We start from the raw sequence: 22,095 nt of genomic DNA on the forward strand, positions 1-22,095 counted from the left end.
CTGAAGGTCCCGTTGCTCCAGCTGCTCCAGCAGGTGCGTTTACCTTGACCACGACTTTTTGCTCTACTTTAGATTTGCATTGACATGTTTTGTGCTCACAATCATTACATTTTTTTCGATCGCATTGACATGTTTTGTGCCCGCAATCTTTACATTTTTTATCATTACTCAATTTTTCCACCTCCTTTAATCAGAGTTACGGTATTATATGATGGGAAATTTATTCGGAATGGACAAGTTCCCTAAATTTTTTAAATTTGATTTCAATATTTTCACTTGTTTATAACACTCAGTATCATATTAATGGGAAAATAAGGGTGGGCCGGTACAATTAAACTAAAGATCACCCAAGAGCAATTTCGTAAGATATATGTTTTTAATTCAGTCACCTTCAAAAACTCGGGTACCATGTACATTATCCATCTATTCTGATGAAGATTCGTAAGCTATTACATATTCAAAGATAAAAAAAATCTCCCTATCCAGGAGATTTAATAATTAATACGTTATTAATTCTAAAAGTTCATTAGTCATATGGCTCCCCAGTTGTTCGGATCTAAAGATTGTTTAGATGAGGAGAAAAACGGATTCAAATCTGGTTGACAATAATTATTGTTACGAAATACTTCGAGATACCATATATTAGAAATAAATGATATTTTGAGTGGTGATGGCTATGTGTACAATTACTCTTTGTATGATCGTGAAAAATGAAGAAGAGGTTTTGCATCAATGTTTAAGTAGTGTAAAGGAAATTTGTGATGAAATAATTATTGTTGATACAGGTTCAATGGATAAGACTAAGGATATAGCAAAGAATTTCACAGAAAAGATTTTTGATTTTGAATGGATTGATAATTTTTCTGCTGCAAGAAACTTTGCTTTTAGTCATGCTACAAAGGACTATATTTTATGGTTAGATGCAGATGATATTTTACTAAAAGAAGATCATCAAAAATTTAAAATACTAAAGAAAAATCTAAATGCTTCAATTGATGCGGTTTCTATGATTTACAATATCGCTTTCGATGAATACGGCCAACCAACCTTTAGTTATAGGAGAAACCGTTTAGTAAGAAGAGAGAAAAAATTCAAATGGATTGGTCCAGTACATGAATATTTAGAAGTTAGCGGTAATATTTATACAGCTGATATAGCTATTATTCATCGAAAATCGGATAAAACTAAAACTGTTCAAAGTGACCGAAACATTCTTATTTATGAAAATCGTCTAAAAAATGGAGAAGACTTTTCACCGAGGGATTTATATTATTATGCAAATGAATTAAAAGACCATGCCGATTTTCAGAAAGCTATAAAGTATTATCACAATTTCTTAGATACAAAAAAAGGATGGATTGAAGATGAAATCCGTGCCTGTATAAACATGGCGGAGTGTTATAGAAACCTTGGTAATTTAATAAAAGAAAAAGAATCACTTGTGATGTCATTTATTTATGATGTACCACGACCTGAAGCTTCATGTCGATTAGGGGACTTATATAAAGAAAACAAAGAATTCAACAAAGCCATTGTATGGTACCGCCTAGCTCTTGAAAAAGAGGCAGTTAATAACCCTGGGTTTAGGCAAGAGGCATATTCAACATGGTATCCACATCTTCAGTTATGTGTATGTTATTGGGAAACAGGAGAGCAAAAACTAGCTGAAGAACATAATAATAGGGCCAAAGTATATCGACCGAATGACTCAAGTGTGAAGACAAATGAAAAGTTTTTTAAAAATTATTTTAAAAATTATGACGTGTAATAATTAGGATTTTTTATAAAAACGTTTCTATTCTCCTTTGTATGAAAATATGCTGATCTGTATTAATCATTTTGGGAGGTGAGATTTTTACTAATAATTTCTCAAACTCAAACTGAATACACATAAAAACGAGAAGGTTTACTTAAATAATCCTTCCCGTTTTTTTATCCTTTTTGTTAAACAGTAACTGAGTTTTGAATTTGAAGATTTTTAACAAAATTAAATTAATCGATTACAATACCTGCGCTTGCAAAACCTACAAGAGATGTGAGAACAGAAACTGCAGTATCTATAGAGAAAACCATTAATAATTTATCCCCTCTAGCAACCGGGAGTGCCGTTGCAGCAGTACCAGTAGAAACGTCTAAAAGGTTAATTATAGGTCCTAAAGCTGGTGATAAAAGTACAAAGGCGCCTGATGGAGAAAAGGTATTGCTAGCTGCAGGTGCCGTATATAATTCTGCTCTTACGGTAACAGGTGTACCTATAATTGCTGCCACTGTCGTACTAAAGAATGCAGATATTGATGATACAGTTCCGGCACGAGGAACCACGAATGCGAAGTCAAGAACGCCTCCGATACCAGGGCTCAGAGTAATTGTTCCTCCACCAATAGTAACACCATCAAAAGAACTTCCGAACCCAATAAGAGCCCCAGTATCAAGTAATCCTCCTAAAACACTCGAAAGTGCAACAGGAGTACCTGACGCATATGCAATTATAGCACCAGCTCCAGGAGTTCCAGTCGCTCCTGTAGCCCCCGTTGCTCCTGTTGCTCCTGAAGGTCCTGTTGCTCCTGTGGCTCCAGCAGGTCCTGTTGCTCCTGTAGCTCCAGCAGGTCCTGTTGCTCCTGTAGCTCCTGTTGCTCCTGTGGCTCCTGAAGGTCCTGTTGCTCCTGTTGCTCCTGAAGGTCCCGTTGCTCCTGTTGCTCCTGAAGGTCCTGTTGCTCCTGTGGCTCCTGAAGGTCCTGTTGCTCCTGTTGCTCCTGAAGGTCCCGTTGCTCCAGCTGCTCCAGCAGGTGCGTTTACCTTGACCACGACTTTTTGCTTTGCTTTAGATTCGCATTGACATGTTTTATGCCCGCAATCATTACATTTTTTTCGATCGCATTGACATGTTTTGTGCCCGCAATCTTTACATTTTTTATCATTACCCAATTTTTTCACCTCCTTTAATAAGAGATACGGTATTATATGATGGGAAATTTATTTGGAATGGACAAGTTCCCTTAATTTTTTAAATTTGATTTCAATATTTTCACTTTTTTTAATAACACTCGGTATCATATTAATGGGAAAATAAGAGTTGGCCGGTACAACTAAAGATCGCCCAAGAGCAATTTCGTACGAGATATTTTTTAATTCAGTACCTTCAAATACTCGGATACCATGTACATTATCTATTCTGATGATAATTCCTAAGCTACTACATATTCAAAGATAAAAAAAAATCCTCCTATGCGAGGGCACTGCAAAACGAATACATTAATTGGAAAAAACGCCTTTATGCATTTTTTTGTTAAAATAGAGATAAATCATTTATGTATTGGAGTTTATCGCGATGTTACTTAACCATAATCAATCGGAAAAGAAATTGCGAAGCAATTTCCTACAGCCGCCCATCTATGTTCATGGGCTGGGATGGTTCCAGGTAATAACGAAAGTGCTGGAAAAAAAAAGTCCGGTAAAACCAGAAAAGGTAATAAAAAGTTGCGAGCGGCACTTGTTGAAGCAGCACATTCGGCGGCAAAAACCAAAAACACTTATCTCTCTTCTCAATATCAGCGCTTGGCAGCAAGAATTGGAAAAAAACGTGCGGCAGTTGCGGTTGGACATACCATTTTAACGATTGTTTATCATTTGTTAAACAAAAGGCAACTTTATGTTGAGTTAGGTGCAGATTACTTTGATCGACGAAAAAAAGAAATAGTGATCAAACAATCTATTAAACGACTAGAGGTACTGGGTTGTAAAGTAACGGTTGAAGCTATAGCCTAATAAAGGACAGCATATATTGTTAATTAAGAGCCCAGATCCCTTTTTTTTAACGGATTTTAATGGGTCTAGTTTTGTATTGCCCAAAATCCCACATAATCGTTTTTATTTTCAGGATAGTTTAAGTGTAATACTTCACATATTATATTTATTCAGACATGCTGCTCAGTTTGTTTAAGAAGGTATTCAACAAAAAAAGGGTGGTAATCCTTCTAGGATTAAACGCACCCGATGGTTAAAGAAGAAAACAGTCTAACTATTTTGTGAAACCAGAAATTAGTCATTTACGATTTTAATATCTTTTATTGGATAATAAACAACATTTGTTGTCCCTATTACCTTTTTCAATGGTATCGCTCCAATAGCACGGCTGTCTTTGCTTTGCCTTCTATTATCTCCCATTACAAACAAACTATCTTTAGGGACAGTATCACTACCTACTGCGGTTTCCTTTAAAGTGAAGGAGTCTGTTAATGTTCCTCCATCTTTTAATGATTTTTTGTATTTTTCCAAGTAAGGTTCATTGTAAGCTTTCCCATTTATATATAAAACATCATTTTTATATTCAATTCTGTCACCTGGGAGTCCGATTACGCGTTTTATGTAATCCTTACCTTCTGGGGCGTGAAACACAACAATATCAAATCTTTTCGGTTCTCCGATTTTTGTTACAATCATACGGTCCAGGTCTCGAAGAGTAGGGTTCATTGAAGCACCGTCAACAACAATCGGTGTAAAGAAAAAAGAGCGAATAATGACTGCTATTGCAAGTGCACCTATTAAGGCTTTAATCCATTCATACATTTCATTTTTCTTCTTTACCATTTCTCGACCTCCCTAAATATTCATCTGAATTCATATCCTCATTTTACCATATTTGTTTGGGTATATATTATTTTTCTTAAGCTATCCTGACCGTTAGCACAATAAAAAAACGGTTGCCGCAGCAACCCTTTGTTCCATTCAAGCACCCTTTAGTGAAATAAGGTTTAGACTTCTTCCTGATATATTTCTGATTTTATTGGCTTTAGTTCCAAAGGTATTTTAAACTCCTGAAGGGTTTCTAATGATTTAAAAAATCATCTATATCATCATAATCCATAGACCATTCCGATACCTCTAAATTTCTTAATTCATCTGTTGGTTTAAATAAAAATTCACAGTGAAGTTGTTCCATATTAGAATAATCATCTTCATCATAAACAGTAAACTGACGTACAAAATCAAAATGAAATAGTTCCTCTCCAGTAAAATCATATACACCACATTGAAATAGAATTTCCTTATCATCTTCTCCATCAACTGGTTCTTTACAAAAACCCTTAAATATATCCCAAACTTTTTTTATATCATTGACATCTTCACCAATCTTATCTTTAAGGTAACTTTCAGCATTTTTAACGGTAATCATCACAACACCTCCGCTAATATTATGTAATTATTCTTGTTCAACTATCCTGCCACGTTAGCACAACAACAAAACGTAACGGCGGTCATCTTCATTAACAAACAATTTAAATGATTTTATTAATTGATAACCATCGTTTAAACTGCTGTGTTCCAATATCATAATCAATTTCTTTATTGTAAATGGAAAAAATCCGTGTTCCGAATGGTTCTAATGTTAATTCGTTTTCTGTGGTAATATTTTGAATCCCATACCCTTCAAAATCAAAGAATATATCCCATATATCCTCAGATTGTCTTTTAAATGCTATCGACTCATAATCACAATTACCCTCGTAATACCCTAAATGAAGATGATATTTTTCATCATATAAAATATCCACTAAGCACCTCTATTTTTATCATTTGAATTAAACAATTCGGATATAATCATCAATCCTTTTTGAAATAAACTGCTCCGTAAGTGGAATAAGAAAAAATAAAAGCTGCCAATGCAACTTACAAACTGTAAGCGAAAAACTAATCGCAAAATGAATTTAAAAATTAGCTTTTCTCAATGTATAAGTAGTATAAATTCGTCATTTTTATTTTTTGCACTAATTTATTAATCTGAAAAAAACTCTCATAGTCTTTGGTATAGTTTAATAAAAACAAATAGTACGGAAAATCTTCAAAAAAGGAATGTTTTAACCATTCAATTTCTTCTTTATTAATTGTTCTACCAGCGAGCACCTTACCTGTTATGTAATATGTTCTTTGTAGGTAGTCATCCCAATTCATTTCGATGTCCATTTCCTCGTCAGCTTTAATTAGTTCATTTTCAAACCTTTGTTCAATTCTTTCAATATCTTGAAAAGACTTATTATCAAACAACAACTGGGACCATTCCAATAATTGATTAACAATGTTTAATTGGTTTTCAGCTTTTACAAACCTTAATACATACTCATAGGAAAAAACTATATAAGATTCTGCCGATTTAATTGTGACATTTCTTGCTTCCCATATTTGTCTTACCTGGTTCCAGTGTTTCATCACTATTCTAGTCTCCTCTCAATACCCAAATCAAATAAAGCATTTTTTAATTTTTATACCGTTGTTAAAGTATGCTACCAATTTGCTTAATAAGGCATTGTCACATTATCTAAGATGTCTTCATTCAGATTTCCCTTAACTGTACTCCATCTAATAAATATTTCATCGTTGGGACTTTTAATAAAAAAATACCTAGTCTCAAAATTATTTATCATAGTTTCCTCCATGAAAACAGCATTCTAAAATCATTATAACCAGATACAAAGCCGTTAGTTCTTCTTCCACTAAACTGCCTATTTAGTTTAAGTGAAAATATTCACAATCTCTTCACCCTTACCAATTTACTTTAAATGTGTTGCTCAACAATCTGGTCCGATAGCTGAATTTAAATTGCACTGTAGATGTTCCAAAACTCGTCCTTTTCTGAACACGATCATTCTAGTTCAAAATAGCTGAGTTTTTATTATATTTCATGTAACAAAACCCTGTTCATTATTCAATGTTCATTAACCTATTAATTTCTATCTTATGATACAATAAAATCAGATTAAAAGTTAGAAAGAGTGATAATTGGTGTTAATTGGATATGCACGTGTTTCCACTGGTTTACAAAATTTAGATTTGCAAACAGATGCCTTAACTCAACATGGCTGCACTAAAATTTTTCACGATAAAATGAGTGGAACAAAAAAACAACGCCCTGGATTAGAAGAAGCACTTCGTTATGCCCGGCAAGGAGATGTTATCGTGGTCTGGCGATTAGATCGCCTAGGCCGGAACATGCAAGACTTGATTCAAATTGTAAACACCTTAAACGAGCGAGGAATTGGCTTTCACAGTCTTCAAGAAAACCTGACAATGGATCGAAGTAACGCAACTGGGCAATTGATGTTCCACCTCTTTGCAGCATTTGCAGAGTTCGAAAGAAATCTTATACAGGAACGCTCTGCTGCAGGAAGAGAAGCAGCCAAAGCTCGTGGACGTCTTGGAGGGCGACCAGAGAAATATGGACCGAAAGATATTGAAATGATGAAATCTCTTATTGAAAGTGGCTCACCAATTAAGGATGTTGCAGAAAGATGGGGAGTGTCCCGAACAACTATTTATCGCTATTTAGAAGGACATTAACAATCAGAAAGGAGAATCGTAATGGCACACGGTCTAGGAAGTTTAAACGAAAAAGAGAGGCAGCAAGCGTGGTTACGTTATAAGATTCTAAAGCCTTATATCGAGGATGGTGTACCACTTCGTTCTAATTTCAGAGGAAAGCAAGGTTTCTTTCCGTACGTTACAACGATGGTATGCTCGGTACAAAAAAGATGGACTCGTTGGACTTGCTCGAAAGCCCGTAATACGAAAACAAGCAACTTCTGAAGAAATTATTAAACAGGTGGAACAGTTGTTACTACATCATCCCCATGCAAGCATAAGCTTTATTTACCGAGAACTCCAAGCGATTGCAGAGAAACAAAGCCAAACTATTCCCAGTTATTCCACCGTTTATCGTATAGTTAGTAAAATTCCTGAACGCCTAAAATATCTTTCTTCACACGGGACAAAAAAATACAGAGAAAAATATGATTTTTTATTGAGTATTTCAACGGATTACCCTAATGAAATCTGGCAAGCTGATCATACCCAACTAGATATATGGGTGAAAAATTCTTCAGACAATTTGATTCGTCCTTGGTTAACTCTTGTAGTTGATGATTATACAAGGATGGTTGCAGGCTATCTATTAAGTGAATTTCCTCCAAACAGTCTTCATACCTCCCTTGCATTTCATCAAGCCATTAACCGAAAAACTGAATTGAATTGGCCAATTTATGGAATTCCCGATCGTTTATATGTAGATCATGGATCTGATTTTACATCAAAACATCTTGAACAAGTCGCAGTGGCAATCAAATGCCAACTCCACTTCTCCGAAGTAGGGTTTCCGAGAGGTCGTGGAAAAGTAGAACGGCTTTTCCAGACAATGGACCAGCTGTTTTTTCAACACATGCCAGGCCATAAAACAACTTCTAAAAAAACTAAACACCTTTCCTTAAACGAATTGAAAAGTCTTTTTCATTCTTTTCTCCTTAATACTTATCACGAACGAGTTCACAGCTCCCTTAAACAGTCACCATTGAAAGTATGGTATAAAGCAGACATTATTCCACGTTTGCCTGCTAACTATGAAGATCTTGATTTTTTACTTTTATTACTTGCAAAGCCTCGCATTGTCAGACAAGATGGCATTCATTTTAAAGGTAAACGCTATTTTTCTCCTGTATTACAACCTTATATGGGAGAATCTGTTACCATTCGTTATCATCCCGATGATCTTACTACCATCCGTATTTTCTTTCAAGAGAGAGCTTTATGTACAGCCATTTGTTTTGATGAGATGGAAAACTCGGAACTAGAGGAGCAAATCATGATTGCCCGAAATACACAACGACAAAAAAGATCAACAATTGTTGAAAGAATTGAAACAACCTGCTAAATCTCAAATTCCAAAGAATGAAAAGCAACCAATGCGTACATTAAAGAGGTATGAAAATGAATAATTTCATCGAAACTAAAGAACATCGCCGTTTTGTTGAATTTTGTGAAGCTTGCAGGAAATATCTTATATTGGTATTTGTCACGGTGTTCCGGGTGTAGGGAAAACAATGTCCGCCAAAACAATAGCTTCTTGGTACGATGTCGAACCACCATTGGATTCGATCCGTGATGAAATAAAAATTGAAACTAAAATTAATAAAAGTCAACTTCGCACGATCTATTACAACGCTCCCACCTTTGGGACAAGCCGAATAAAAAAGGACATCTATAATATTGGACTTCGGCTAAAATATTTAGAAGAAAAAATCATGATTCAATCAGGAGATGAGTCTTTTCAATTAAAAACGAGACTGAAAGAGATGGTTGATCTTGTCATTGTCGACGAAGTTGATCGCTTAAAATTGCCGGGGATTGAGGTGTTACGAGAACTATTCGATGATACGGAAATTGGGATGGTGATGATCGGCATGCCGGGAATGCAGCGAAAGTTGTCTCGATATTCGCAACTATATTCCCGAATTGGTTTTTCTCATGAGTACAAGACGCTAGGGGAAGATGAATTACAATTTATTTTAGAAAACAGATTGAGAGAGATTAGTAATTATAAGGGGATGGATCATTTTGAAAACTATGAGGCAATGCGAGAGTTAATTCGTGTTACACGTGGGAACTTCCGAATACTAGATCGAATGCTTGCTCAAATTGAACGAATCATGAAAATTAATCATCTATCCAGTATCAATAAAGAGGTTATTGATACAGCAAAGAGTATTCTTGTAATCGGCAAGTAACAGAATTTACATCTGTTACTTGCCATTTTTATTGAAAAAACATACGACAAAACAAATGAAAAGTAACATCTTTTTTTCTTTCTTGTTTTCCATCTAAAAGTTAGTCTATAATAAATGTACAGGAAGTTATATATCTTTTAGACGGGAATGATCAAAGTTGAGTGAACTTATTGGATACGCAAGGGTAAGTACCTTAGACCAGGATTATTCCTTACAAGTTGAACAATTAGAAAAGTATGGATGCACTAAGATTTTTCACGAAAAGAAAAGTGGTAAGAATACTGGTAGGCCCGAACTGAACAAAGCCATGGCGTATTTAAGAGCAGGAGACAAATTAGTCGTTTATAAGATTGACCGTTTGGCCAGATCAACAAGAGACTTACATAATATTGTTCATGAATTACAAGAGAAAAACATCGGTGTTGTATTCATCAAGGAACAAATCGACTTTTCAACTCCGGCTGGAAAGCTCATGTTTACTATGCTGGGGGCTATTGCTGAATTCGAGCGCGATCTCATCAATGAACGGACCAAAGAAGGGCGAGAACGGGCGAAAGCACAAGGGAAACACTTAGGAAGAAAAGGACAGGACACAAAGGAAATCAAAAGGGCATTAAAACTGTTTGCAGAACGGGAGAAAAATGGATTAAGTGTAAATGACATTTCTAAACAAACGGGCGTGCCACGTTCAACTATATACGCAAAAGCAAAGGGAGTAAAATAATGGCAGTAGACGATCACGCAATAAACAGTTTAAGGGTTTGGTTTGATATTGAATATGAGGAATTAAAAAAGGAATGGAAAAGCAATCAATACGAAAAGCTTTCTGATTGCCCATCCTTTAAAACAGCCTATACCTATCGAGAAGCTTTAAATGTTTTAATTAAAGGTCCTAAATATGTGGATGAATCACAGTTAAAAAGAATGATTGAAGAGGATTTGGAGATTGAAGAGCATTGGGAGAATCGGAAGTAAAACAAATGTGTGCTGACTGTGCAAAGTGGTTTCACCAAACGGGAATGCTGCAGCTTCCAGGTGGCGAGTATGGTAATTGGTATTCTAAAAGTGTTTTCCAGAAGTGTTGAGAGAACATTGGAAATTGCAATGGAATAGAAAAAATAGGAGGGAAAGTTCATGAGTAAGAAATTGAAAATTTACAAAGAAAACGACGAGTTTGTCATTGAACGGATTAACGAGTTTAACCATGCAACAAAACGTTTTGGACGGACTATTTGACGGGCTTAAAGCGTATAGAACAGGAATTGCTGATTATCAATTAGATGTATCCGAGGAATTATGGGCAACCGTTATTAATTTTTTAAATAGTGGCATAGAGTAAAAATGCATTTTACAGGTAGCTATAATTGGGGTTCCAGCAGCAAAATGCGGGATATGTGATAAGCCCCCTTATCGTGAGTTAAAGAGATCCCTTTGGTGGTAGATATAATCGTTTAGATTTGAGAAAATAATCGATAAAGGGGATGACCGAATGAATAAAGATGGATTATTAAAAAAATTAAAAAGTGCCAGTCGAGGTAATTTCTTTTCAATAGAGATCCCTACGGCTACAAAAGAAGATGAAAAAAAGATTGAAGAATTCGTCGGAGAATTAGAGAGAGAGGGAAAAATCAAATTAAGAGAAATTGTACAGCGGCAATACTCAGTTTATTTACATGGAATAATTAAGTATGTATCGGAATAATAGGGTCATAAAATAATAAAAGTGGTTTTGGATTAAAAAATACCAAAAAAATTTTTTCTTAATTTAATTGACCTTTCCATCTTCCACTCTCATTCAAATTACGGTGAAAAATTACATATTCAAATTCTTGGTTTAAAAGGGTTCGAAACCTATTCAGAATCGAAGGAAAGGTCGTAAGGTCATATGAATCAAATAAAAGATGTGCAGCTAATTCGGGATCAGCAACAGTTAAAGAATATGAAGTAGGAGGTTAAAGAGACATTGCTCGGAACCTACTTACATCCTTTTCGCAACCTACTACTAAAAGGATGTAAGCAGGTTCCGAGTCCGGGATCTGCTCAAACTGAAAATGTAACTTTTGAATCAAGTATTGTGTATGATCATACACAATACTTGATGGGCATGCTTGAAGAAGGAATGCATAAACACCCCCTTTTTTATGCAGCCATGCGTCTTCTGAAGAAGTCTAAAACGTTGATAAATCAACCATGTATAAAAACCTGCATAAACGATAAAAAACGAACACAAGCCAATCCCTTACGTTTCAAGGGATTGGCTCTTTTGCTCGCTTCCAATAGTTAACTTTATGTTAACTAGATTTGTATAGAGTATTCATGTGATCCTTTGGGACCTTGTTCAACTAAAGGGCCATTTAATTGAAAAACACTTTAAAGAAAATTGGATATCTATGTTAGGAGAAGGAATAGATTAGTATGATATAATTTATACTTAAGTAAAAATACTTAATGTATCTATTTAATAAAGGAACGGTGAAGATTTTTTTGGACAGTATATGGACTTCAGTTGTAATTGTGTTAATACTAATTGTGGCAAATGGTATTTTTGCTATGCCGGAAATTGCTATTGTTACATCTAAAAAGGGCAGACTTGAGAAATTGCGAGATGAAGGAAACTCCAGTGCTAAATATGCATTAAAATTAGCCGAGGATCCGAATCAATTATTATCAACAATCCAAATTGGAATCACATTAATGGGGGTATTTACAGGTGCATTTGGAGGCGCAACAATAGCTAGTCAGCTAGCTGTTTATGTTGAACAGGTTGAAGTTCTTGCTACTTTCAGTTATGAGCTAAGTTTTATCGTAGTTGTTGGACTTTCTACTTATTTATCATTAATTATAGGTGAGTTAGTACCAAAACGGATAGGTATGGGAAATCCAGAAAAAGTTGCTTGTGCAGTAGCAAAACCGATGTTTAATTTTTCAAAAATTGGACGTCCAATCATTTCGTTTTTAAGTATATCTACTGAATTTGCATTAAAAATGTTGAGAATAAAGCCAACAAAAGAACCGGATGTAACTGAAGAAGAAATTTCCCAATTAAATGCACAAGGTGTTTACAGTGGGGTTGTTGAAGAAATCGAACAGGATATGGTTGAACAAATTTTTTATTTAGGAGACAAACGTCTTAGGGATATTTTGGCACCTCGTACCCAGCTTGTTTGGATTGATATAGAGAATTCATTTGAAGAAAATATGAAAATAATGAAGGAAAGTCCTTACTCCAAATTTCCTGTTGGAAAAGGGGGGTTAGATAACTTTAAAGGGATTATTCGTACAAAAAATCTTTTATCAAAAATTGTTGCAGGAGAGAAAATTGCTTTAACTGATTACATCGAAGATACACTCGTACTACCCGAACCAATGAAGGTGTTTCGGGCATTAGAAATGTTTAAGAAATTTGGACAGCATGAAGCCATTATCATTGATGAGTATGGCGGAATTGAAGGATTTGTAACCCTTCATGACATTATGGAAAATATTGTTGGTGAATGCCAGAGAAAGATAATGAAGAAGATCCACAAATTATAGAGAGAAATGAGAATTCTTGGTTAGCAGATGGTCTTGTTTCAATTGAAACATTTATATGATTTTTCGACTTAGAAGATAACATAATCCTTAATCGTAGTAAAAACTTCTACACATTAGGAGGATTTATTACCAATAAAATTGGGGATATACAGAAAGTTAGGGATACAGTTCAAGTGGGAGAATTACAATTAGAAGTTGTTGACATGGATCGTGTCCGGGTAGATAAAGTATTAATTTCAAGGATAGAAATAGAGGAAGAAGAGAATAATTAAATATTGTTAAAATATAGAAAATATGGTAACTACTCAGCCTATATTTCACAACATGTAGTGCAGGATTCTACAAAATGATACTACGTATTAGATGGTCTAATGGTCATCTTTCTTATATACAGTTTACTACTGAAATTCTCATAATTATTGGTTATTGTTAAATTAGTTTTCAATAATGGTTAATGATGGAAAGTAAACAATTAGATAAAGAAAAAAACCATTCCAGTTTAGACAGGAATGGTTTTTAGTAGAGTATTATTTTCCTTCAAGAGCTACGTTTTTTGCATTTAATTTCACTTTATCTTTTGTGTTTTTCAGTAAATGTTTAATTTCTTTAAAGCTTACAAAGCTTTTATTTTCTTCGTCGAATAGACGGAAGCGAATAGACTGTAAGCTTGTGTGAAGATTAATCGTTGTTGCTTGTTGTAAAGGTGGAGTCGATTCATGTGCTTTTTCCAAGTTATAGTTAGGAATTCTTGGGCTTAAATGATGCACATGGTGAAAGCCGATATTTCCAGTTACCCACTGTAAAACCTTTGGCAACTTATAATAAGAACTTCCATCGACTGCAGCTTTGACATAATCCCATTCTGCTTCAACTTCAAAATAAGAGTCTTCAAACTGATGCTGCACATAAAACAACCAAATGCCTAGGGAACCGGCTATGAAAAGAATCGTACCTTGAATAATCGCAAATGCTTGCCAACCTATTAACCAAATCATGAGAGAATAAATAACAATTACCGAAATATTAATCAGATACGTGTTATTACGCTCATTTGGTCGAGCATCTTTTCTATTAAATCGATTGCTTACTAAAAATAATAATGCTGGTCCTAAACCGAACAAAACAATCGGATTTCGATAAAGTCTGTAGGAAAGTCGTTTCATTGGGGAAGATTCCACATATTCTTCCACAGTCATCATCCATATATCACCAACGCCGCGCTTATCTAGATTTCCGCTTGTAGCATGATGAATATTATGTTCGCGTTTCCACTTCTCATATGCAAATAATGAAATAATCCCAGTGATAGTACCAGTAATATTATTCGCTTTCTTGTTTTTAAAGAAAGAACCATGTGTACAATCATGAAAAATAATAAAAATACGAACGACAAAGCCTGCTGCGATAACGGACAAACCAACTGTCAACCAAACAGAAACATCTAAACTCAAGTAAGCTAAGAACCAAAGGATAAAAAATGGTGGAATCGTATTAATAAGTTGGAAAATACTCTTTCTCAACTCGGAATTTTCAAATGGTTTCACATTTTTGCGTAATTCAAGCGTCTTTTCTCTGCTCATCTTATCCTCCTAAAACGAATTATTACCCTAATTATAAAGGCATATTTTTATTAGGAGTAGGCATAAACGTCAGGTCATAAGTATGACAAGTGTCATATAGGTAGAAATGTGGAAGTGCTTGTCTCTGCTCCCATTGCCAATAAGGATGATTATGTTAACTATATTCCCTTACAAACAAGGTTTTGGTTGCCTTAATGGCAACCTTTTAGGCCCGATGATTTGTATTTTTTTAAATCAATGGCCAGTATCTTTTCTTTATTATTTTCAACATGTTTCTTCAATGCAAAAGCTATTTTCTCAGCTTGATCTACGTCCGTAATCTCAAATACTTCTCGAAAATGGCTCCGACTTGAATTAATCTGCGTGTCCTAATCATCCATAACGGAACTGTCGGGGATCCTGGAGAAACAGAGGAATTGAAATTGCCGAGGTTTCAGAGAGCAGAAAAAGTAATGGATGAACTAGCGGAAGAAAAAGTTAATGAAGGCTTTGAGTATCTAGAAGAGGACGAATTAATTGAGTTAGTGGTTCAATATAGTTATAAAGAAGATGAAATGCAAACAGCACTGGAACTTAGACACTCTGTAGAAGACCTAATGAATGAATGTCTAGGTTGGACAGGTAATGGTTCGTGTGATGGCGGGGATATTGGCAGCGGTACAGCTAATATTTTCAACAATGTTGTAGATGTTGGAATGGCGACACGAACAATAATAGAGGAACTTAAAAATAACAATTTACTACAGGTTGTGAAAATTGCTTATCTAAATCCTGATGATGAAGAATATATTGTTTTGTATCCTGATGGAGCAGAGTTTGACCTTATTTAATAGGCGTTGAGAAATCTCAACGCTCTTTTTGGTGCTAATTATTGTGTAAATCAAATCCTAAAGCCTGTAGCTGAATGGAGTGTTGGGGGCTATTACAGCTTCCTTCCCTTATCAAAACATAATTGGACATTGTGAAGGATGCAAGAATTGAAGTTCATAGCTGTCGTTGTGGCAGCTTTTTCTATTTTGAGCTAACGTGTCATTTTAGCTTAAGAACGTGTGGTAAAATAATACATATTAGAGCGGGTTGTGAGGGTTATTATGGAAAACTATACGATAAAATTGAACAATAATTTTGACGTAGAAGAAGGCTTTGAGTTAACAGGAGATAATATTGCTCAGGTTACAGTCTTAGATATAAATGGAGACGATGTTACAAAGCAATCGAGAGTTCAATTTACTCTTAGCAAGAATGCTTTACTAGGTTTAGGCACGGAACTAATCCGTTTAGCTCATAATTATCATAATGGTAAACATTCTCATATAGACCCTATTTATAAAGGTGATGCATATCAATCTATGGGTATAATGCTTCACCCAGATAGTAGTGAGCTTATAATATGTTGCGGGGATTATGAACCTTATACTGAATATATTGAAGAGGATAAAAAGTAAGATTGTGAAAAATTGTACTTAAAGTAACGGGTGCAAGAGTTAAAGAATGGGATGGCTGCGACGGTCATTTTTTTCTGTTGAACTAACTAGCAGATTACTTCAATAAGACTGTTAAGCAGGGATTAAATAAAATGAAGTGGAATATTAACTGTTGTGACCATTATTCGGGGGTGGGAAATTGAAGATTGGCTTTTTTCGGAATCTGAATAAGGTAGAGACTTACGCCACAAATAAACGGCAAATTAAGTTTTATTTTTCCATCGAAGAAGATATGTATGTTTCTTTTGGACTAAATAGAAAATTTGAATTTGATAGTCGTTGCCCACGTCCTCCACAACTAAACGGTGTTGTTGTTGCTTCAGCTTCCTGTAACAGAGATAAGAAAATTAGCATTGGTTTTTACCCTATATCCCAGGACCTCTATAACCAAAGTGCGATTAATGAATTTCATAATGAAGTGTTACCATTGATTAAGGAATGGATTCATAACCAAACCTCGAAACCAGAAACAGCAGTTTTAGGCGTGGAGCAATATTTAATCGAGTGGGATAGAAAAACTCACTTATTCCATCAGCTCAAATTCCTGTAATTTGAAATTTTATATTTCTTTTTTGTGCTAAACGTGGTGCTTGAGTTTAGTATGGTAAGACTGTTAGCAACAGCCTTTTTTCATAGTGAATTAAAGGCAGTTTAGCCGAAAGGAGTGAGGTAAAATGAAAGGTAAAGCGGTAGACCACTTTTTTCATTCAGCTGTACAATATTGTAGCGTAATTGAAAATTTTGATTCAAATCAAGATGAAAACAAATTTAAAACTCTCCTCCTTTCGCTTTTAGATTTATATTCAAAAGCTCTGCATCTTCCCGATATTGACCCAGGCAAATCACTGAAAGTTAATGTACCTCTTCCCCAAATTAATTTCGACAAGTACGAATATTACTGGGAAGTATTTAACCCCTACAAAATAGATGAACCTGTATGTGGTAGTTTAAGTGATGACACTTTAGATATTTATAAGGATGTTAAGGAAGGGATAATCTCATACCAAAAAAATCATCATAATGAGGCGATCTGGGGATGGAAGTTTAGTTTTGAATCACATTGGGGAAATCATGCTGTGGATGCAATGCGGGCATTACATTCAGTTAATTTTGATGAAATTGACGATTTATACTAGAGGTTTCTTCTTCGGCTAAAGGGTGCTTAACTTTAATTAGAAGTAGAGCCATTTTCTTATTCAAGTAACGGGCGATTGTTAATCGAATTAAAGAAACAGGTTGCCTAAAGGGGTGAGATTTTGTCAGATAGGAAATATGAATTATTAAATGCATTTCCAACAAATTTAGAAGATGACGTAATGGTGGTTTTACGTCAGATTAAACAAACAAACACGTTGGATTTTTCGTGCTGTTTCGAGGTTAACATTTGTGGAAATTTGCTTATTATTCCTGAACGGATTTACTATAATGAACCTTCCTCATCACAATTAAATTCCTTATCGGAACAGCAACAAGTAATTTTGGCTTGTTTATTTACAAGGCATCACAATGGTTTTGTTAGAGAAGAAAATTTAAGAAAGATCATTCACCTCAGCAATCATTATATTTGGATTATTCCTAATTTAATTCGTTTAACGGGTGAATATGTAATCGAAATTTTACAGGTGATTAAATCCAATTTAGATAAAGTGAATAAAGGGATATTAAAAGATTTCATTGTTGATAATCCAAAATTTTATAAAACCACTGAAAGTCGTGTCGTGAGTTATTGGGATTGCTACTATCGGAAACTGTATCCAAATAAAGAGGATTATATCGGCTATGAAATCATTCAATATTTCCGTTCCTTATTCAAGTAACTGAGTGCTTTACTCAAATAAAGGGTAAAGCTTTTTAGTTGTACTAACGAGGCAGGTTGAATAAGATAGAAATTTAATACACCGCTAATTTAGCCAAACTTACACTTTAAATCAACATAAAAATATATGGTATTCCGTAGATAATGCACATCATTACAAAAACAATAATAAAAGTAATTACTGGGTGTGGTAACTTGTTATAGAATTTAATAAGGACAATACCAACCAAAATTAATATTAAGACAAAAAATATTGGTGACATATAAACATCCCCCAGAGAGTTTTATAAATTTATATTAACATAAATTGGGTTTTACACCTTAACTTTATCGGTGGTTATTCAACTAAAAGGGCAGGTTAGTGGAAGAAGGAATCGTGATTTTAATGTAGAATATTTCTCTGAGGAGTGATTCTATGGATATAAGATTTTCGTTTGTTTTGGACACAGATGTACCAACTGGACCAGAATATTATGGATCTTATATGAATGGTTATATAACAGGTAATTTAAATATTTATATAGATGAATAATTATTTTTCGAAGAACCATTTATCAACCTAGTAGAACTAGGATGGAAACTGGGCAAATGGTTACAAAAGATTCGTAGTGATGTTAGAGAGATATGGACTTTGATACCATTGACCATGACGAGGCTATAATCAACTTTCTATATGAGGGTGAAGATAATTGGAGAATTTATTCAATTTGGCAAGAGTTTGAAACAGACAAATACATTTCCACAACTGTATTAGTAGAAGCTGTAACACATTATCTTCACGAATTGAATAAGGAACTTCACTCAATTGATTACTTTGTTACTCTGGATAAGTACCTTTAGTAAGTAATCTCAAAGGAGTGAGGAAGGTAAAATGAATCAATCCTATTTTTATTTAAAACTAGAAACACATCAATTACATATGTCTTATAAAAATGAAAAACGTCGCGTACGTGTTTTATTGCCGAAAAATTATGATAAAGATGAGGCTAAAAATTATCCAGTTGTCTATATGCATGATGGACAAAATGTTTTCTACAGTAGTGAAGCTTATAGCGGGTATTCATGGAAAGTTATTCCGGCAATTAAACAAAACCCCGATTTTCCGAAGATCATTGTTGTTGGGATAGATAACGCTGAACAAGATCGAATTAATGAATATACGCCTTGGAAAATTACTGAAAGCCCACTTCCTGAAGATATTGAACTAGGCGGAAGAGGCGCGGAGTTTGCTGAGTTTGTCATGACAGTCGTGAAGCCGTTTATCGATAAGCATTACCGAACTAAATCGGATAAATATCATACAGCGATGATTGGCAGTTCACTTGGAGGAAATATTTCGGCTTTTATGGGTATTGAATATAAAGATCAAATTGGTGGTTTAGGCATTTTTTCTTTAGCCAATTGGATTACAAGTAATGCCTTTGACAGTTATATTGCTAGAAAAGAGTTGGATCCTGAACAACGCGTGTACATTCAAGTTGGGACTCAGGAAGGCGATGATGCCGATCGACAATTGATGTATGGTAATATGAAGCAGGCATATATCGATTGCTCGCTTAAGTATTATAAACAACTGATAAAAGGCTCTGTTCCAATTGATAGCATTCGTTTAAATATTTTTGCGGATGAAGAACATAATGAAAAATCTTGGGCAAAACACTTGCCAGAATGTTTACGTTTCTTAAGTGAGAAGTGGTCTTGAATGAACTGAATAATTATATTTGACTGAATTTGATCATGGGAGGAATCTATCACTTTTTTTGAATATTTTAGGAAGTTTAGATTGATTATAAATTGATATAATTGTACCTTAGTCGTGAAAATAATGAATTTTTTGATTCTGAGAAAGGAGCTTTTTTTATGAATTATATTTTGATATCACCATATTATCCAGGTAATTTTCAGTCATTTGCTCATCGTTTAAAAGACGCAGGTGTCAATGTTTTAGGAATTGGCGAAGAGCCATATGACCAATTAGGTTCCGAATTACAAAACTCTTTAACAGAATATTATCGTGTGAATAATTTAGAAGATGTAGATGAAGTGAAACGTGCTGTTGCATTTTTATTTTATAAACATGGTCCAATTGGCCGCATTGAATCCAATAACGAATACTGGTTAGAACTTGATGCGCAGCTGCGTGAGCAATTTAACGTATACGGCAATAAAACGAATGACTTGAAAAAAGTTAAGTATAAATCTGAAATGAAGAAGCTGTTTAAAAAAGCGGATGTGCCTGTTGTAGAAGGAAGAATCGTTAAAACTAAAAAGGAGTTATCTAAAGCCATTGATGAATTAGGACTGCCAGTTATCGCTAAACCGGATAATGGAGTTGGATCAGCTGCAACCTTTAAATTAAGTTCAGAAGAGGCTGTACGTCATTTTGAAGAAGAATGGGGAGAAGCACAAGTGTACTTCTTAGAACCATATGTCGAAGGAGGCGTGCTTTGTACATTTGATGGTTTAGTGGATCAGAAAGGTAACATTGTTTTCCAAACAAGCTTTACATATAATGTGCCGACTCTGGAACTCGTTAATGGTCAGTTGGATTTAGCTTATGTGATTCAAAAAGAAATTGATCCAAAGCTCGAAACTTATGGAAAGGCGATTGTGAACGCTTTTGGCATGAAAGAACGCTTTTTCCATATTGAGTTTTTTAAATTAGAAAATGGGGATTATGTTGCACTTGAATACAATAACCGCTTGGCTGGCGGCTACACGATTGATATGTACAATTTCGCGTACTCCATTGATTTATTTGCTCAGTATGCTTCTCTTGTGGCAGGAGGAGAATTTAAGAAGTCCGATGCCAAAAACAAGTTTTGTGTCGGTGTAACACAGCGTGATGCGTATGAGTATAAACATGATACGAATGCTATTTATGAACAATTTGGCGACCGTGTGAAGTTTGAACAGCGCATGCCAGATGCGTTTGCGGAACTCCAAGGAAATCAATTTTATGCGATTAATGCAGATTCGCATGAAGAAGTGGATGACATTATCCGTTTTGTACATGAACGAAAAAATTTGGGAAAGGAGATTTTTCTATGCATATAGAACAGTTAAACCATTGGAGTGGCGAATTAGGACGTGAAATGCTGTTAAACAGATATGGACACAGTGGCATGCCAATCGTAGTTTTTCCTTCATCTGGAGGGACGCATTCTGAATACTATGATTTTGGAATGATTGATGTGTGTCATGACTTTATTGAATCCGGAAAAGTTCAATTTTTTACATTGGCTAGTATAGATAGCGAAAGTTGGCTGCACGACTCAAAACCGGCGCATGACCGTGCATTAGCTCATGAGGCATATGACCGTTATGTGATTTCAGAAGCGATTCCATTTATTAAACATAAAACAGGTTGGTTTGATCCAATGATGACAACGGGGTGTAGTATGGGGGCATATCATGCGTTGAACTTTTTCTTGAGACATCCGGATGTCTTCCAAACAACCGTTGCACTAAGCGGTGTTTACGATGTGCGTTTCTTTTTTGGGGATTACGGAAATGATCCGCTTGTATACGAAAATTCACCGAGTGATTACATATGGAATCAAAATGACGGCTGGTTTATTGATCGATATCGTTCAGCAGATATCATTATTTGTACCGGGCTGGGTGATTGGGAACAGGATGGGCTGCCTTCATACTATACATTAAAAGAAGCCTTTGAAGAAAAACAAATTCCAGCATGGTTTGATGAGTGGGGCGAAGATGTTTTGCATGATTGGATTTGGTGGCGACGCCAAATGCCGTATTATTTAGGAAAATTACTTTAATAAAATGTCAAAAAAAACATCAGTACGGTTGAGTCGCTGGTGTTTTTTGACAGGGGGTTTTTTTGATTTTTAGGTAATAAATAATTGATGTTGTATTAAAAGTAGCAATAAAGTGGTAATAAACACTTAAATGTGGTGATAAAAAGGTAATAAAATAACAATAGACTGTCGTCGTTAAAAGAAACCCATATAATATATTATGGACAATATTCTCACAAAACATATAAAACTTCAGGAGGCAGGTTATTGAATATTCAACAATTAAGTGCTTTGATCCAAGAAGGATAAAGGCACTTTTCTATTGAAGTTCTTATTAAGCTCTCTAACGGGGCAGCATTCCTGTAATGA

General features: G+C 34.9%; 24 protein-coding genes and 2 pseudogenes. 20 read left to right on the plus strand and 6 right to left on the minus strand.

Features of this window, described 5'->3' with window-relative positions; translation table 11 throughout:
* Positions 1-676 precede the first annotated feature (676 nt).
* Entirely contained in the window at positions 677-1,768 is a 1,092-nt protein-coding gene (locus J7E81_RS22380; protein WP_215045673.1) for a glycosyltransferase family 2 protein, read from the plus strand.
* Positions 1,769-1,992: 224 nt separating this feature from the next.
* Here J7E81_RS22380 and J7E81_RS22385 read toward each other — a convergent pair.
* Positions 1,993-2,766, minus strand: a pseudogene (locus J7E81_RS22385) (exosporium glycoprotein BclB-related protein); the annotation flags it as partial.
* A gap of 603 nt (positions 2,767-3,369) precedes the next feature.
* On the opposite strand from J7E81_RS22385, the pseudogene J7E81_RS22390 reads away from it, so the two are divergent.
* Positions 3,370-3,765, plus strand: a pseudogene (locus J7E81_RS22390) (transposase); the annotation flags it as partial.
* Between the two features lie 273 nt (positions 3,766-4,038).
* Here the strand turns inward: J7E81_RS22390 and lepB are convergent.
* The 4 genes from lepB to J7E81_RS22410 form a co-directional block, all read right to left on the minus strand.
* Positions 4,039-4,587 carry a signal peptidase I gene (gene lepB, locus J7E81_RS22395; protein WP_215045674.1) on the minus strand — a complete coding sequence of 183 codons (549 nt, stop codon included), beginning with the start codon at positions 4,585-4,587 and terminating at the stop codon, positions 4,039-4,041.
* 238 nt (positions 4,588-4,825) lie between these two features.
* Positions 4,826-5,173, minus strand: a complete 348-nt coding sequence (locus J7E81_RS22400) for a hypothetical protein (RefSeq protein ID WP_251028817.1) — start codon at positions 5,171-5,173, stop codon at positions 4,826-4,828.
* A gap of 103 nt (positions 5,174-5,276) precedes the next feature.
* Positions 5,277-5,552: a DUF3986 family protein gene (locus J7E81_RS22405; protein ID WP_215045675.1), complete on the minus strand. Its 276-nt coding sequence runs from the start codon at positions 5,550-5,552 to the stop codon at positions 5,277-5,279.
* A 160-nt stretch (positions 5,553-5,712) separates the two neighbouring features.
* Positions 5,713-6,204 carry a YxiJ family protein gene (locus J7E81_RS22410; RefSeq protein WP_251028822.1) on the minus strand — a complete coding sequence of 164 codons (492 nt, stop codon included), beginning with the start codon at positions 6,202-6,204 and terminating at the stop codon, positions 5,713-5,715.
* 573 nt (positions 6,205-6,777) lie between these two features.
* Between J7E81_RS22410 and J7E81_RS22415 the strand changes: the two genes are divergently transcribed.
* The 9 genes from J7E81_RS22415 (at position 6,778) to J7E81_RS30670 (ending at position 13,354) form a co-directional block, all read left to right on the plus strand.
* The gene (locus J7E81_RS22415) at positions 6,778-7,332 is read left to right on the plus strand and encodes a recombinase family protein (RefSeq protein ID WP_215045677.1); all 555 of its coding nucleotides are present in this window, start codon (positions 6,778-6,780) and stop codon (positions 7,330-7,332) included.
* Positions 7,333-7,438: 106 nt separating this feature from the next.
* On the plus strand, positions 7,439-8,695 hold the full coding sequence (locus J7E81_RS22420) for a Mu transposase C-terminal domain-containing protein (RefSeq protein WP_251028818.1): 1,257 nt from the start codon (positions 7,439-7,441) through the stop codon (positions 8,693-8,695).
* A 112-nt stretch (positions 8,696-8,807) separates the two neighbouring features.
* Entirely contained in the window at positions 8,808-9,548 is a 741-nt protein-coding gene (locus J7E81_RS22425; protein WP_215045679.1) for an AAA family ATPase, read from the plus strand.
* 157 nt (positions 9,549-9,705) lie between these two features.
* Positions 9,706-10,272 carry a recombinase family protein gene (locus tag J7E81_RS22430; protein WP_215045680.1) on the plus strand — a complete coding sequence of 189 codons (567 nt, stop codon included), beginning with the start codon at positions 9,706-9,708 and terminating at the stop codon, positions 10,270-10,272.
* Positions 10,272-10,523, plus strand: coding sequence for a hypothetical protein (locus J7E81_RS22435; protein ID WP_215045681.1), 252 nt, complete (start codon positions 10,272-10,274; stop codon positions 10,521-10,523). The genes J7E81_RS22430 and J7E81_RS22435 overlap by 1 nt, the downstream gene beginning before the upstream one ends.
* Before the next feature lie 229 nt (positions 10,524-10,752).
* Positions 10,753-10,887, plus strand: a complete 135-nt coding sequence (locus J7E81_RS30975; protein ID WP_285292043.1) for a hypothetical protein — start codon at positions 10,753-10,755, stop codon at positions 10,885-10,887.
* Positions 10,888-11,037: 150 nt separating this feature from the next.
* Entirely contained in the window at positions 11,038-11,250 is a 213-nt protein-coding gene (locus J7E81_RS22440; RefSeq protein WP_215045682.1) for a hypothetical protein, read from the plus strand.
* Between the two features lie 782 nt (positions 11,251-12,032).
* A complete protein-coding gene (locus J7E81_RS22445; RefSeq protein ID WP_251028820.1) occupies positions 12,033-13,082 on the plus strand; it encodes a hemolysin family protein in 1,050 nt (349 codons plus the stop codon).
* 146 nt (positions 13,083-13,228) lie between these two features.
* On the plus strand, positions 13,229-13,354 hold the full coding sequence (locus J7E81_RS30670; protein WP_308162263.1) for a hypothetical protein: 126 nt from the start codon (positions 13,229-13,231) through the stop codon (positions 13,352-13,354).
* 255 nt (positions 13,355-13,609) lie between these two features.
* On the opposite strand, the gene desA is transcribed toward J7E81_RS30670, so the two are convergent.
* On the minus strand, positions 13,610-14,662 hold the full coding sequence (desA, locus tag J7E81_RS22450; RefSeq protein ID WP_215045683.1) for a Delta(5) desaturase DesA: 1,053 nt from the start codon (positions 14,660-14,662) through the stop codon (positions 13,610-13,612).
* A 422-nt stretch (positions 14,663-15,084) separates the two neighbouring features.
* On the opposite strand from desA, the gene J7E81_RS22455 reads away from it, so the two are divergent.
* The 9 genes from J7E81_RS22455 (at position 15,085) to J7E81_RS22490 (ending at position 21,747) form a co-directional block, all read left to right on the plus strand.
* The gene (locus tag J7E81_RS22455) at positions 15,085-15,492 is read left to right on the plus strand and encodes a hypothetical protein (protein WP_251028821.1); all 408 of its coding nucleotides are present in this window, start codon (positions 15,085-15,087) and stop codon (positions 15,490-15,492) included.
* Between the two features lie 261 nt (positions 15,493-15,753).
* On the plus strand, positions 15,754-16,107 hold the full coding sequence (locus J7E81_RS22460; RefSeq protein ID WP_215045684.1) for an Imm32 family immunity protein: 354 nt from the start codon (positions 15,754-15,756) through the stop codon (positions 16,105-16,107).
* Positions 16,108-16,285: 178 nt separating this feature from the next.
* Complete coding sequence (locus tag J7E81_RS22465; protein WP_215045685.1) at positions 16,286-16,696, plus strand: hypothetical protein; 411 nt, start codon at positions 16,286-16,288, stop codon at positions 16,694-16,696.
* Positions 16,697-16,820: 124 nt separating this feature from the next.
* Positions 16,821-17,282, plus strand: coding sequence for a DUF5063 domain-containing protein (locus tag J7E81_RS22470; RefSeq protein WP_215045686.1), 462 nt, complete (start codon positions 16,821-16,823; stop codon positions 17,280-17,282).
* A 120-nt stretch (positions 17,283-17,402) separates the two neighbouring features.
* Positions 17,403-17,963 (plus strand): hypothetical protein, encoded by a 561-nt coding sequence (locus J7E81_RS22475; RefSeq protein ID WP_215045687.1) that lies wholly within the window; start codon positions 17,403-17,405, stop codon positions 17,961-17,963.
* A gap of 623 nt (positions 17,964-18,586) precedes the next feature.
* Positions 18,587-18,802 (plus strand): DUF7878 domain-containing protein, encoded by a 216-nt coding sequence (locus tag J7E81_RS31515; protein WP_483861576.1) that lies wholly within the window; start codon positions 18,587-18,589, stop codon positions 18,800-18,802.
* A gap of 31 nt (positions 18,803-18,833) precedes the next feature.
* A complete protein-coding gene (locus J7E81_RS22480) occupies positions 18,834-19,664 on the plus strand; it encodes an alpha/beta hydrolase (protein WP_215045688.1) in 831 nt (276 codons plus the stop codon).
* A 158-nt stretch (positions 19,665-19,822) separates the two neighbouring features.
* Positions 19,823-21,019, plus strand: a complete 1,197-nt coding sequence (locus tag J7E81_RS22485; protein ID WP_215045689.1) for an ATP-grasp domain-containing protein — start codon at positions 19,823-19,825, stop codon at positions 21,017-21,019.
* Positions 21,010-21,747, plus strand: a complete 738-nt coding sequence (locus J7E81_RS22490) for an esterase family protein (protein WP_215045690.1) — start codon at positions 21,010-21,012, stop codon at positions 21,745-21,747. Before J7E81_RS22485 ends, J7E81_RS22490 begins: the two co-directional genes overlap by 10 nt.
* Positions 21,748-22,095 lie beyond the last annotated feature (348 nt).

It is taken from the genome of Bacillus sp. ISL-18 (assembly GCF_018613415.1).
Lineage (GTDB): Bacteria > Bacillota > Bacilli > Bacillales > Cytobacillaceae > Neobacillus.